10 protein-coding genes, 8 tRNA genes and 1 riboswitch are annotated in these 12,270 nt (G+C 38.1%); of the genes, 16 read left to right on the top strand and 2 right to left on the bottom strand.

Annotated elements, in window-relative coordinates:
• Positions 1 to 2: 2 nt before the first annotated feature.
• From AC6UDE_RS04835 to AC6UDE_RS04800, 8 genes are all read left to right on the top strand, one after another.
• Positions 3 to 75 (top strand) — tRNA-Val (locus AC6UDE_RS04835).
• Positions 76 to 83: 8 nt separating this feature from the next.
• Positions 84 to 158, top strand: a tRNA-Asp gene (locus tag AC6UDE_RS04830).
• A gap of 68 nt (positions 159 to 226) precedes the next feature.
• A tRNA-Phe gene (locus AC6UDE_RS04825) sits at positions 227 to 299 on the top strand.
• Positions 300 to 305: 6 nt separating this feature from the next.
• A tRNA-Tyr gene (locus AC6UDE_RS04820) sits at positions 306 to 388 on the top strand.
• A gap of 10 nt (positions 389 to 398) precedes the next feature.
• Positions 399 to 469 (top strand) — tRNA-Trp (locus AC6UDE_RS04815).
• Between the two features lie 14 nt (positions 470 to 483).
• Positions 484 to 556, top strand: a tRNA-His gene (locus AC6UDE_RS04810).
• Between the two features lie 57 nt (positions 557 to 613).
• Positions 614 to 684: transfer RNA gene (locus AC6UDE_RS04805), tRNA-Cys, on the top strand.
• A gap of 30 nt (positions 685 to 714) precedes the next feature.
• Positions 715 to 799: transfer RNA gene (locus AC6UDE_RS04800), tRNA-Leu, on the top strand.
• Positions 800 to 988: 189 nt separating this feature from the next.
• On the opposite strand, the gene AC6UDE_RS04795 is transcribed toward AC6UDE_RS04800, so the two are convergent.
• The gene (locus tag AC6UDE_RS04795; RefSeq protein ID WP_500695751.1) at positions 989 to 1,522 is read right to left on the bottom strand and encodes an Ltp family lipoprotein; all 534 of its coding nucleotides are present in this window, start codon (positions 1,520 to 1,522) and stop codon (positions 989 to 991) included.
• 747 nt (positions 1,523 to 2,269) lie between these two features.
• On the opposite strand from AC6UDE_RS04795, the gene AC6UDE_RS04790 reads away from it, so the two are divergent.
• The 7 genes from AC6UDE_RS04790 to AC6UDE_RS04760 all read left to right on the top strand — a co-directional run bounded on the left by AC6UDE_RS04790 (position 2,270) and on the right by AC6UDE_RS04760 (position 10,106).
• Positions 2,270 to 3,634: a purine-cytosine permease family protein gene (locus AC6UDE_RS04790; protein ID WP_500696777.1), complete on the top strand. Its 1,365-nt coding sequence runs from the start codon at positions 2,270 to 2,272 to the stop codon at positions 3,632 to 3,634.
• 1 nt (position 3,635) lies between these two features.
• Positions 3,636 to 4,871 (top strand): cytosine deaminase, encoded by a 1,236-nt coding sequence (gene codA / locus AC6UDE_RS04785; RefSeq protein ID WP_500696776.1) that lies wholly within the window; start codon positions 3,636 to 3,638, stop codon positions 4,869 to 4,871.
• A 77-nt stretch (positions 4,872 to 4,948) separates the two neighbouring features.
• Positions 4,949 to 5,995: a zinc-dependent alcohol dehydrogenase family protein gene (locus AC6UDE_RS04780; protein ID WP_500696775.1), complete on the top strand. Its 1,047-nt coding sequence runs from the start codon at positions 4,949 to 4,951 to the stop codon at positions 5,993 to 5,995.
• 237 nt (positions 5,996 to 6,232) lie between these two features.
• Positions 6,233 to 7,534 carry a uracil-xanthine permease family protein gene (locus AC6UDE_RS04775; RefSeq protein ID WP_500696774.1) on the top strand — a complete coding sequence of 434 codons (1,302 nt, stop codon included), beginning with the start codon at positions 6,233 to 6,235 and terminating at the stop codon, positions 7,532 to 7,534.
• 314 nt (positions 7,535 to 7,848) lie between these two features.
• Positions 7,849 to 8,628 (top strand): transporter substrate-binding domain-containing protein, encoded by a 780-nt coding sequence (locus AC6UDE_RS04770; protein ID WP_500696773.1) that lies wholly within the window; start codon positions 7,849 to 7,851, stop codon positions 8,626 to 8,628.
• A 24-nt stretch (positions 8,629 to 8,652) separates the two neighbouring features.
• A complete protein-coding gene (locus tag AC6UDE_RS04765) occupies positions 8,653 to 9,369 on the top strand; it encodes an amino acid ABC transporter permease (protein WP_500693619.1) in 717 nt (238 codons plus the stop codon).
• Entirely contained in the window at positions 9,369 to 10,106 is a 738-nt protein-coding gene (locus AC6UDE_RS04760; protein ID WP_500695745.1) for an amino acid ABC transporter ATP-binding protein, read from the top strand. Before AC6UDE_RS04765 ends, AC6UDE_RS04760 begins: the two co-directional genes overlap by 1 nt.
• A 37-nt stretch (positions 10,107 to 10,143) precedes the next feature.
• Here AC6UDE_RS04760 and AC6UDE_RS04755 read toward each other — a convergent pair whose 3' ends face one another.
• Positions 10,144 to 10,839 carry a hypothetical protein gene (locus tag AC6UDE_RS04755; RefSeq protein ID WP_500696772.1) on the bottom strand — a complete coding sequence of 232 codons (696 nt, stop codon included), beginning with the start codon at positions 10,837 to 10,839 and terminating at the stop codon, positions 10,144 to 10,146.
• A gap of 105 nt (positions 10,840 to 10,944) precedes the next feature.
• Positions 10,945 to 11,026: riboswitch (SMK box riboswitch) on the top strand.
• Between AC6UDE_RS04755 and metK the strand changes: the two genes are divergently transcribed.
• Positions 11,024 to 12,211 carry a methionine adenosyltransferase gene (gene metK, locus AC6UDE_RS04750; protein ID WP_500696771.1) on the top strand — a complete coding sequence of 396 codons (1,188 nt, stop codon included), beginning with the start codon at positions 11,024 to 11,026 and terminating at the stop codon, positions 12,209 to 12,211. It overlaps the preceding riboswitch by 3 nt.
• Positions 12,212 to 12,270: the final 59 nt, after the last annotated feature.

The raw sequence follows: 12,270 nt of genomic DNA, 5'->3' as shown, positions 1-12,270 counted from the left end.
TTGGAGGATTAGCTCAGCTGGGAGAGCATCTGCCTTACAAGCAGGAGGTCACAGGTTCGATCCCTGTATCCTCCATAACATATGGTCCGTTGGTCTAGTTGGTTCAGGACGCCTGCCTGTCACGCAGGAGATCACGAGTTCGAGTCTCGTACGGACCGTTTGTTGTGGGTAACCCTTGCAACATTAATTAAATAGTTTTATTATTATAAATGTCATAAAAGACAATGGCTCGGTAGCTCAGTTGGTAGAGCAACGGATTGAAGCTCCGTGTGTCGGCAGTTCGATTCTGTCCCGCGCCATTATATGGAAGGATAGCGAAGTCTGGCTAAACGCGGCGGACCGTAAATCCGCTCCTTCGGGTTCGGTGGTTCAAATCCACTTCCTTCCATTTTATTTATAGGGATATCGTACAACGGTAGTATACCGGTCTCCAAAACCGTTGATGTGGGTTCAATTCCTACTATCCCTGTTTATGATGTTATGGCGGTAGTGGTGAAGTGGTTAACACATCGGTTTGTGGTACCGACACGCGTGGGTTCGATTCCCACCTACCGCCCTTTTGATTGCTTGGTTCCAGTAGGGAAGGGCAGTTGTTAAGGCTTAGTGCCTTTATGGCGGTATAGCCAAGTGGTAAGGCAGAGGTCTGCAAAACCTTCATCACCGGTTCAAATCCGGTTACCGCCTTTGTTTTACTGCTTTAGCAATCATTAGCATGCCGGAGTGGCGGAACTGGCAGACGCGCTGGACTCAAAATCCAGTGATCATTGCGATCGTGTGGGTTCGAACCCCACCTCCGGTATAACATAGTTATATAGCTTATCTTAGCAAATCAAGAACGTTGTCATAACAACGTTCTTTTTTTATACTTTGATCTTACTGTGTATAGTTTATTTAATTTTTAAGTGGATCACACCCTTTAAATACGTGTTAGAAATAAAATGACCAAAATAAAAAGCCATCGTAAAATGACTTTTTATCTTATTATGTTTTATTGGTTAATTTGACCTAAGTTGTTTTTATTAATGGCATACTTAGCTTGTTCAGGGGTGTATCCCTCAGCTTCAGAAGTTAGCTGATCGTAAACTTGTTGAGCTGATAAATGTTGTTCTTTCGAATAGTTTTTTGCTGATTTAACCGCGTTTTCTTGATAATCTTTATCACTGAATTTATTAACGGCCGATTGAGCCGCTTCTGGTTTAAATTTATTTCCAGATTGTGATGTTAGTTGAGTGTATAAACGCTTCTTAGACATTGGAACAGATTCCATATAGCTTTTAGCGGTATTGTATGCATTATTGCTCTCAGTGTTTGCGCTATCAGTTGTTGAAATTGCCGACGCCGTTTTAGACGAACTCTCTAGTTTTACTTTTTGGGATGTTTGACTGTCCGATGTTGCAGAACTACTTTTCTTTTTATCACTGTTACTTCCAACAACGAAGATTACTACAAGTATGATGATTGCAATTATGATCCAAACCCAGAATCGTTTATACCATTTCTTTTTTTGTTTTTCCTTTGCCATAACAAACTCCTTATATTAGCTTTTAACGTCAATCGGTTTTGGACGTATTTTATAATCATACTGATTATTTATTATTTAATGACACCCGAAACACTACCTATTTAGTATATCAAAGTAGCATAAATAAAAAAATCATCAACTTAATCTTTAGTTGCTGACACATAATTATTGATGATAAAGTAGTTTTGTCAAAATAGTTGACGTTCCTTATTCCACCGTACACGCGGCAAAGATTGAGGGAGAGGTCAGGTAATTAAGCTTTCTTCTTGCTAAGTAACACTGATATGACATATACTAATAATGCAGGGATGAGTCCGGGTACATTAAGGTTCTGTTGATCCTTCATTGTTGTTAATTTATTAACTACCCGGACTTAGACCTGTTTTTTGATGACTAAGCTAATTATGATAATTGATGCATTAAGATGAAATAGGGATCACCCAATGGTGATCCCTATTTTCGTTTATTTCGAAGTTTTATTTTTAACTTTCTCAATTTTAATTTTTGTTTCTTAAGCTTTAACTTTTGTTTTTTTAATCGTAACTTTTCACGCTTAAGTCTTGCTTCACGTCTCCCAAGCACATTGATCAACCCCCTTAATTGAACTAGTACTTATGATACACTCTTCTTTTTTATAATCCAATCATCATTTTCATAGCTAAATTTAGCTTTTAAATCACTTTAAGAATTACTATAATTGGTTCAATGTGAATTTTGGTTATCATTTTAATTCAAGGGAGGAAAAAAATGGAAAACGAAAATAAGTACGAAGTTCATCCCATTCCAAAGAACGAACGCAACATGAGCTATTGGGATATGTTTGCTAACTGGTTTGGAGCAAACGCTAATAATGGAACTTGGTTTATTGGGGGTATTATTGCCGCTTGTGGTTTATGGGGCGGTTTTAGTGCTTTGGTGATTGCCTCAATTATTTCATATCTGTTTCTAAGTTTAATTGGATATGAGGGGTATAAAACGGGTTTATCGACGACAACTTTGAGTCGGGCGACATTTGGAATCAGGGGAAGCATGATCCCATCGGTTGTCAATTTAGTGATGTTTATGGGTTGGACCGCGGTTAATACTTTTATTGCGGCAACTTCATTATCCTATATTTTTAATTCATTCTTTGGATGGCCAATCTTTGGGAAGTCTGGTGGTACGTTCGGTTTAGTTGTTGGAATTCTGGTTATGAGTATTTTACATATTCTTAGTGTTATATCAGGGCAACGATCCATTAGAATTATTGAAAGAGTTGGAATTATTCTAGTTATAGTCTTTGTAATATGGGAAGTCTTGGTAGTGTTTAGAGATGTTTCGTTTACCCAACTTGCTCATTATATGGTTCCCAAAAGGGATCGGATACCGTTTGGAGCAGCAATTGATAGTCTGGCTGCGTTTAACTTGGCATGGGTTACTAGTGGAGCTGATTTTACTAGATTTACTAATAAAAAGCGTGTTTCGACAAGTGCACCATTTTTGGGAGCTTTACTAGGGGCAGTCAGTTTTGCATCCATCGGATTATGCACTACCATCAGTATTGCCATTACGTCTGGAGTCTATGATCCCAATAATTCTGATCCAAGTACAGTGGCCAATAAATTGGGTCTAGGAATGATTGCAATGATTGTGATTGTCTTAACCAGTATGACTGCTAATGCTGTTAATTTACAGGCGGCTGGATCAGCATTAACGAATATGTATCATAAATTGACATTAAAACAGTCGTTGTTGATTGTCACCGTGGTGGCGATGATTTTAACCTTTACCCCACTTTTAAGTGGAAGCTTTCTTTCTGCTTTTACGGCCTTCCTTGATTATATTGGGATGTTTTTAGGCCCAATCATCTCCATCATGCTAGTAGATTACTTTCTTCTTAATGATCGTGACTACCGTTTGGAATCATTTGGAGATCCGAAAGGAGAGTTTTGGTATAGCCATGGAGTGAATTGGTTTGCGTTTTCACTTTGGATTTTAGGAATTTTGTTATACTTAATGTTGAAAAATGTTGCAATTGTTAAAAATACCATTGGAGCAACTTTTATTGTAATGGCAATTATTGCTGTTCTCTACTACGTTATCGGTCGGGCGTTAGAAAGACGGGACAAATAAAATGATTATTAAACAGGGATATATTGAGAATTCGACAAAAAAACAAGACATTTTAGTTAAAGATGGAAAGATTAAAGAGATTGGTGATCACATTGATGATCTTAAAGAAGAGGTGATTGATGCGAATGGTAAATTAATTATTCCACCATTTATTGATTCACATGTCCATTTAGATTCGACTCTGACAGCCGGTGAACCCCGGTTTAATGAAAGTGGAACCCTATTTGAGGGTATTTCAATTTGGTCTGAGCGAAAACAAAGCTTATCTGAAAAAGACGTTAAGGAGCGCGCCATTAAAACGCTCAAGAATCAGGCTGAACATGGAATTCAGTTCGTTAGAAGTCACGTTGATACTACTGATCCCAATCTTACCGCTCTTAAAGCACTTCTTGAGGCAAGAGAACGGGTATCTAGTTTTATCGATCTCCAATTAGTTGCTTTTCCACAGGAGGGGATTCTATCATTTCCACATGGCAAAGATTTACTAACAGAAGCTGTCAAAATGGGAGTTGACGCCGTGGGTGGAATTCCCCACTACGAATTTAATCAATATTATGGGCGTGATTCACTAACGTTTTTGATGAACTTAGCTGAAAAATATGGCAAACTTGTTGACGTTCACTGCGATGAAATTGATGATCCCAATTCCAGAAATTTGGAAGTTCTAGCTACTTTGGCGTATGAATCAGGACTAAGTGATCGGGTGACTGCAAGTCATACAACGGCTCTTGGATCGTATAACGATGCATATGCCGATAAGTTGATGAGAATTCTTAAGATGTCAAAGATTAACATGGTAGCCAATCCACTAGTTAATATGCATTTGGGTGGTCGATTTGATACTTACCCTAAACGACGGGGTCTAACGAGAGTCAAGGAACTTTTAAAGCATGGAATCAACGTCTCGTTTGGAGAGGACGATGTAAAAGATCCGTGGTATCCAATGGGGAACGGTAACATGTTGGATGCGCTTTACGTTGGTATTTTAGCGAGTCAATTGATGGGGTACCATCAAATTATGGATTCATATAAATTGGTTACTACCAACGCTGCTAAAACTTTACATGTTAGTGATCATTATGGAATTGAGAAGGGGAAACCCGCTAGTTTCTTAATCTTTAATACAGATAATTTTTATAATGAAATTAACGAAAGAAGAACGCTTTTATACTCGATTAGAAACGGGAAAGTTTTTGTTAAAAAACAACCAGAAGAAGTTCAAACTCATTTTGATTAGGTTTTAGTCAGTGGACTTCACTTTCATTTTCCTTGTGATATGATGAACGTAAAGATTACATTGAGGAGGCAATTATAATGGTAGAAGAAGCTAATACCGAGATCCCTAAAACTATGAATGCTTGGGAAATTGTTAAACCTGGACCGATTAACGGAAGGAAATCTCCCTTAAAATATGTTAGAAAAGACGTTCCAGCACCTGGTGATGGTGAAGTCTTGGTTAAGGTATTAACGTGTGGAGTTTGTCACACGGATTTACACGTTACCGAGGGTGATTTACCAGTCCATAAAAAAGATCTAACTCCTGGACATGAAATTATTGGTAAAGTAGTTAAAAATGGTCCCCATACTCGTCGATTTAAAATTGGTGATCGAATCGGAATCCCATGGTTACGGAAAACATGTGGTGTATGTAAGTATTGTCGTTCTGGCAGAGAGAATCTATGTCCATATTCTAAATATACGGGATGGGATCATGATGGTGGCTATGAGGAGTATACAACCGTTCCAGAGGGATTTGCTTATCGAATTCCAGAACGGTTTAATTCACTTCAAGCAGCCCCACTGCTTTGTGCTGGAATCATTGGGTATCGGGCTTTTGAACGTGCTAACATTCCAGCTGGTGGTACCCTTGGAATTTATGGCTTTGGTGGGTCTGCTCACATCACCGCGCAATTGGCGATTGATCAGGGAATTGACGTTCACGTCTTTACACGAGGTGAAGATGCCAAACAATTTGCCTTGTCACTTGGGGCAAAATCAGTCAATAACACATATGATATGTCGCCCGTTCCTCTAGATTCATCGATTATTTTTGCACCAGTCGGTGAGGCTGTTCCTAATGCGTTGAAAAGTTTAGCTCCCGGAGGTACTTTAGCATTAGCCGGAATTCATATGACTGATATCCCTCAGATGAGTTACGAAGAGCATATTTTTCACGAAAAGAACTTAACGAGTGTTGAAAGTAATACGAGAAGTGATGGCGAAGAGTTTTTGACTTTAGCTGATCGTTTACACATTGAACCTGACGTTACTGAATTTCCACTTTCAAAGGCGGATGATGCCTTGAAAAGGGTTGCTAAAGGTGATTTGAAAGGTGCTTGTGTTTTAAACGTAGGGTTATAGAGTAATTAGCTTATAAGTAAAGTACAAGTGATGCCAAAACGATAAACCTTTTCGTTTGGAGATTTTATTGACAAACAATCATAAAAAATATATCATTTCAATTAAATAAATCTTTAAGTGTGTCCAGTGAGGCAGCAAGATTTCGAATTTTAAAGTGATACTGTAAAACTTTATTTAATCGAAGACTGTTGTCCCTTGGACAGCAGTTTTTTTATTAAAGAAGGGGAGTCAGTATAAATGTCTCAGAAAAAGGACTATGTATTAGGAATTCATGACCGTCCATCACCACTAAAATGGATTGGACTTTCCTTGCAACACATGTTTTCAATGTTTGGCAGCACAGTAATTGTTCCATTGTTAGTCGGTTTAAGCCCAAGTATTGCACTTTTTGCTTCAGGAATTGGGACGTTACTCCATATCTTAATTACTAAGGGGAAAATTCCCGCTTACATGGGATCTAGTTTTGCCTTTGTCACTCCAATGATGGCACTTATGAAAACAACTGGAATTTCAGGAGTTTCTCAAGGAGTGGTTGCGGTCGGCTTAGTTTATGTGGTGGTGGCTACGATCATTTCATTTATTGGATCCGACTGGATTGATAAGATCCTACCACCAGTGGTAGTGGGGCCGATCGTAATGGTGATTGGACTATCACTTGCAGGGAGTGCTGCCCAAAATGCAATGATGGATCATGGAAAGTATAGCTTGGTTTTCTTCGGAATTGCGATGACCACTTTGTTTTTAGCAATTTTCTTCAACGTTAAATTGAAGGGATTCTTGGGATTAATTCCGATTTTATTGGCAATTGTCTGTGGGTATTTAATTTCAATGGCGTGTGGATTAGTTGATATTCACGCAATTGCCACTGCTCCATGGTTTAAAATGCCTCCGTTTCATATCATTGGCACCGAGCGAGGCTTCAAGTTTGACTGGAATGCCGTCTTGATTATGGCTCCAATCGCTTTTGTTACGATGACCGAACACATGGGTCATTTGATGGTACTCGGCGAAATGACTCACAAGAATTTCTTTAAGAATCCAGGTTTAAATCGCACGCTTGCTGGGGATGGAGCCGCATCGCTTGCAGCTGGAATTCTTGGTGGACCAGCGGTAACCAGTTATGGCGAAAATATTGGAGTCATGGCAATTACCAAAGTTTACAGTGTTTGGGTCATAATCGGAGCAGCGATTTTTGCCATGATCTTTGCGTTCGTGAATAAGTTAAATGTTTTAATCATGCAAATGCCGCTCCCAGTTATTGGTGGAATTAGTTTTCTCCTATTTGGGACAATTGCTGCTAATGGTGTCAAAGTGATGATTGACAATAAATTGGATATGGATAAGAAACGCAATTTAATGATTGCGTCGGTTATCTTGGTAATTGGAATTGGTAATGCATACATTCAAATTGGAAGTTTCCAGTTTACTGGAGTGGCTTTAGCAACTGTGATTGGAATCGTTTTGAACCTTCTCCTACCAAAAGACGAACATGATGATCCAGATCTTGAAGATCAATCTATTGACCCAGTGAAGAAATAGTAATATTATGATTTTATGTTAAAGAACACGAGAGGGGAAACTGACTATGTGTAAACCATGTTGTTGTAAAAAAGATTTGACAAAATCTGACAACACTTTTGGTATGCACTCAAAGGTTTCTCTATAAATGATATTAATTTATTATAATTATGAGAGGACTGGTGGATCCAGTCCTCTTTTTTGTGTTCTTTTGTGATTATTTAGGAGGTAGCATCATGAAAAAGTTACTTGTCTGTTTAAATTTTTAGAGTAAAATAAACATAGCGAGTTAGTTAATTTTGCACAATATATTTTAATGAATGGGGATTTTAATTATGAAGAAAAGATGGCCTTTACTTTTACTAACAGGAGTGGCCGCGTTGGCTCTTACCGTTACCGCATGTGGGAAACAATCTGAGACTAAAAAGCCTGGGACTTTGACGGTTGGTATGGAAGGAACTTATGCTCCGTATTCTTACAAGGATAAGAACGGTAAGTTAACCGGCTTTGAAGTTGATTTGGCTAATGATGTTGCTAAAAAGATGGGGATGAAGGTTCAATACAAGTTAACTGGATGGGATTCATTAATTCAGGGACTCAATTCTAATTCTTACGATGTTATTTTTAACAATATGGCAATTAATCCAGCTCGAAAAAAGCAGTATCGGTTTGCCACTCCATACATTTATTCAAAGGCAATCATGATTACTAAGAAAGATTCACCAATTAAAAATGCTCAAGACTTTAAGGGTAAGAGGGTCGCTGAAGGTACTGGTACTGATAACTGGAATAACGCCGAAAAGCTGCATGCTAAACCAGTTACTTCACCAGACTTTAATACTTCAATGCAAATGATTGATCAAGGTCGTGTTGTTGGTGCCTTAAATGCTCAGCCAGCATGGCAGAGTTGGTATGCAAGTCATAAAGACACTGACCTTCAAGCTAAACTAGTTCCAACTAATGTTATTCCTCAAAGTCAAATTGCTCCAATGATGAACAAAAAGTCTGCTAAGTTAAATAAACAGATGGACAAAGCAATTAATGAACTTCGAAAAGATGGTACCTTGAAACGACTATCAATGAAGTACTTTGGCGAGAATATTACTGATAAATAATATTAGTTAGGAGCTTAAAGAATTATGTGGGACATTATCATTTCATCATTACCGAGTCTCTTAGAAGCAATGATTAAATACACCATTCCACTAACAATTATTTCATTCTTTTTTGGTTTAATTCTTGCGATTGTTACCGCACTGATAAAGTTTCTTAAACCACATGGGAATGCATTTGTTAGAGTTATGTGGGGCATTTTTAGAGCCATTGCCGACGTATACGTGTGGGCTTTTCGTTCCACTCCATTGTTGGTTCAGTTGTTCATTATTTATTTTGGTTTACCGAACTTGCAAAATTTCATTCCCGGTTTTAATTTTGAAATTCCGGCCTTTACGGCAGCAATAATTGGGTTTTCGTTAAATACGGGTGCTTATGCCTCGGAAACCATTCGGTCAGCTCTGATGTCTGTTCCCCAAGATCAATGGGATGCTGCATATACTCTGGGTTTTAGCACCACTCAAACCCTGTGGTACATTGTTTTACCACAAGCAGCACGAATCGTACTTCCTCCACTATCTAATGAATTTATTGGATTAGTTAAGGATACCTCTCTTGCAAGTACGATTACCATCACAGAGATGTTTCAGGTTAGTCAACAAATTGCGGCGCACAACTATCAGCCACTACTTATGTACACAGAAGTAGCTGCTCTTTATGCTATTTTGTGCAGTATTTTAACGATCCTTCAACACTATCTCGAAAAGCGTTCTTCAAGATACTTAAAGGGGGATGAAGGCTAATGATTAAGATTGAAGACATTGTAAAAAAGTACGATGGAAAAACCGTTCTGGATAAAATTAGTACGGAATTTCCTGAGGGAAAAACGACCGTAATTGTTGGTCCTTCTGGTTCTGGGAAGTCAACCTTACTACGTTCCCTGGACTTGTTGGTTCATCCCGATTCAGGCGTAATTAGTTTTCCTAATTTTTCGTTAAACTACGCGGATAAGATTACCAGTAAACAAAGTAAGGAATTACGAGCACAGACTAGCATGGTCTTTCAAAATTGGAATCTTTTTCCTAATTTACGGGTGATTGATAACATCACGGCTGCACCAATCCATGTTCATAAGATTTCGAAAAAAGATGCGGTAGCTCAGGCAGAAAAATTATTGAAACGGGTTGGTCTTGAAAAATATGCTAATTTCTATCCCGATGAATTATCTGGAGGAATGCAACAACGAATCTCGATCTGTCGGGCATTGGCAGTCAAGCCTAAGTACATTTTATTAGATGAACCTACCAGTGCGCTTGATCCGGAGTTAGAGACGCAAGTTTTAGAAATGCTGGAAGAGTTAGCTGATCAGGGACAGTCAATGATTATGATTACTCACAACATTGAATTTGCTAAATTATCTGCTGATAAAATGTTATTCATCGAAAATGGGGAGAAGATTTTTGATGGATCAAAGGACGAATTTTTTAATAATCCTTCTCCGAGAATCAAAGAATTTTTAGATGCAATTTCCTTACAGTAAATAAAAATGAGGACTTCATATTTTGAAGTCCTCATTTTTATATGAAAGTTGCTAATCCAATAATTATAAATGAAAGTAAACAATTTTCTGGGGTTTCTTTTTCGCTGAAGATTTGAATTCCGTATGAGATTAATACTAAAGTAATTAAAATTGCACATTTTAATAAGGGAAAATTTGCTAGCAGAAGCGCTGCAAAGATTAAAATGAAGATAAAGTTTAATTTAGTTTCAAGTCGGTGATTAAAGAACGGAACAAAGAACAAACAGTATAAGCAAAATAGAATTCCAACGTTTACGAGGACACTTGATTCTAGGTATTGGTTATCGAGATAACAAAAAGAAATGACCGGAGCAATTGAATTTAAAAAGGAAAAGCAAACCAGTCCATAGTAATTTTCGAGTTTAAATTTGGGCATCATTACAATGATGTTGGTGATTCCAAGGATGACAAACAGGATGATTAATAAGATGGGAAACAAGGAGACAATCGCTAATAACACTGGGATGACGTTGAGAAATAAATTGATCCTCGGATCATAACGAATGATGAAAAGTAGAAGGGAAGCCGACCAAAGAAACTCTGATAGGATTAGCACCGCCAGTCTGGTATTCCATTGTACTGATAGTAAGTCTACTTGCGAAGCAAAGAGCCATATTAGTGTATTCAAGATGATGAATACCGTAAGAATTAGGGCATGTAAGGTGGTTTGATTTTTTTCAATAAAAGTTTTCATAATATTATCCTTTTTGTATTAATAAATCCATGTTAATCAATTATGTAAATTTGTTCAATGGAGGTTTTGTGTGCTTTTTAATTACTTGCGAATATGTTATTATTATAAAGTTATGAGCAGATTCCCGATAGGATTCACGAAGAGTGAAGTTGCCTTGTAACCACAAACAATAGGGGGAATAAGAATGTCAGAAAAGCGTTTATTTACTTCTGAATCAGTTTCAGAAGGTCATCCGGATAAAGTTGCCGATCAAATTAGTGATGCAATCCTGGATGCAATTTTAAAAAAAGATCCAGATGCACGAGTTGCCTGTGAAACCTCAGTTACTACAGGGCTTGTATTGGTGTTTGGTGAAATCTCAACTAGTGCCTATGTTAACATTCAAAAAGTTGTTAGAGATACAATTCGTGAAATTGGTTATAATGATCCTAAATACGGATTTGATGCAGACAGTGTTGCTGTGTTAGTTTCACTTGATGAACAGTCACCAGATATTGCGCAGGGAGTTGATGAGTCGGTTGAGACTCGTGGTGGAGACGTCGATCCTCTTGATAAGATTGGTGCTGGGGACCAGGGAATTATGTTTGGTTATGCAGACAGTGAGACCCCTGAGTTAATGCCACTCCCAATCTCATTGAGTCATCATTTAATGCAGAAACTCTCTAAGCTTCGTAAAAATGATTCTATTCCTTATCTTAGACCGGATGCCAAAGCGGAAGTAACGGTTGAATACGATCAAAATGATGATCCTAAGCGTGTTGATACCGTGGTTTTAAGTACTCAGCATGATCCTGATGTTACTCAAGAACAGATTCGAAAAGATGTTATCGAGAAGGTTATCAAAACGACGATCCCGTCTAAGTATCTTGATGAGAACACTAAGTATTTAATCAATCCAACCGGAAAATTTGTGGTTGGTGGACCCGTTGGCGATGCCGGCTTGACTGGAAGAAAAATCATTGTTGATACATATGGTGGGGCAGCTCATCATGGTGGCGGTGCTTTTTCTGGGAAAGATGCAACTAAGGTTGATCGTTCCGCAAGTTATGCAGCGCGGTATATCGCTAAAAACATTGTTGCGGCTGGACTTGCAAAAAAGATTGAAATCCAGTTGGCATATGCCATTGGGGTTGCTGAACCAGTTTCAATTTCAGTTAATACGTTTGGAACTTCAAAGGTTTCAGACGATCAGTTAGTCGCTGCCATTAGAAAAGTATTTGACTTGCGACCGGATGGAATTATTAAGATGCTTGATTTAAAGCGGCCAATTTACAAACAAACGGCTGCTTATGGTCACTTTGGGAGAACGGATGTTGATCTTCCATGGGAGCATACCGATAAGGTAAAAGAGCTACAAAATTATTTTAAATAGGATTTAAATGACGACCTTCAATGGTCGTTTTTTATTGTATCAAATAGAAAGATGATGAA

The organism is Fructilactobacillus sp. X2R5C3, assembly GCF_059901325.1.
This window is presented reverse-complemented; position numbering and strand designations above follow the sequence as displayed.

Coding starts and splice junctions, on each gene's coding strand:
- AC6UDE_RS04795 (WP_500695751.1), bottom strand. CDS start 1,522: ATGGCAAAGGAAAAACAAAAAAAGAAATGGTATAAACGATTCTGGGTT.
- AC6UDE_RS04790 (WP_500696777.1), top strand. CDS start 2,270: ATGGAAAACGAAAATAAGTACGAAGTTCATCCCATTCCAAAGAACGAA.
- codA (WP_500696776.1), top strand. CDS start 3,636: ATGATTATTAAACAGGGATATATTGAGAATTCGACAAAAAAACAAGAC.
- AC6UDE_RS04780 (WP_500696775.1), top strand. CDS start 4,949: ATGGTAGAAGAAGCTAATACCGAGATCCCTAAAACTATGAATGCTTGG.
- AC6UDE_RS04775 (WP_500696774.1), top strand. CDS start 6,233: ATGTCTCAGAAAAAGGACTATGTATTAGGAATTCATGACCGTCCATCA.
- AC6UDE_RS04770 (WP_500696773.1), top strand. CDS start 7,849: ATGAAGAAAAGATGGCCTTTACTTTTACTAACAGGAGTGGCCGCGTTG.
- AC6UDE_RS04765 (WP_500693619.1), top strand. CDS start 8,653: ATGTGGGACATTATCATTTCATCATTACCGAGTCTCTTAGAAGCAATG.
- AC6UDE_RS04760 (WP_500695745.1), top strand. CDS start 9,369: ATGATTAAGATTGAAGACATTGTAAAAAAGTACGATGGAAAAACCGTT.
- AC6UDE_RS04755 (WP_500696772.1), bottom strand. CDS start 10,839: ATGAAAACTTTTATTGAAAAAAATCAAACCACCTTACATGCCCTAATT.
- metK (WP_500696771.1), top strand. CDS start 11,024: ATGTCAGAAAAGCGTTTATTTACTTCTGAATCAGTTTCAGAAGGTCAT.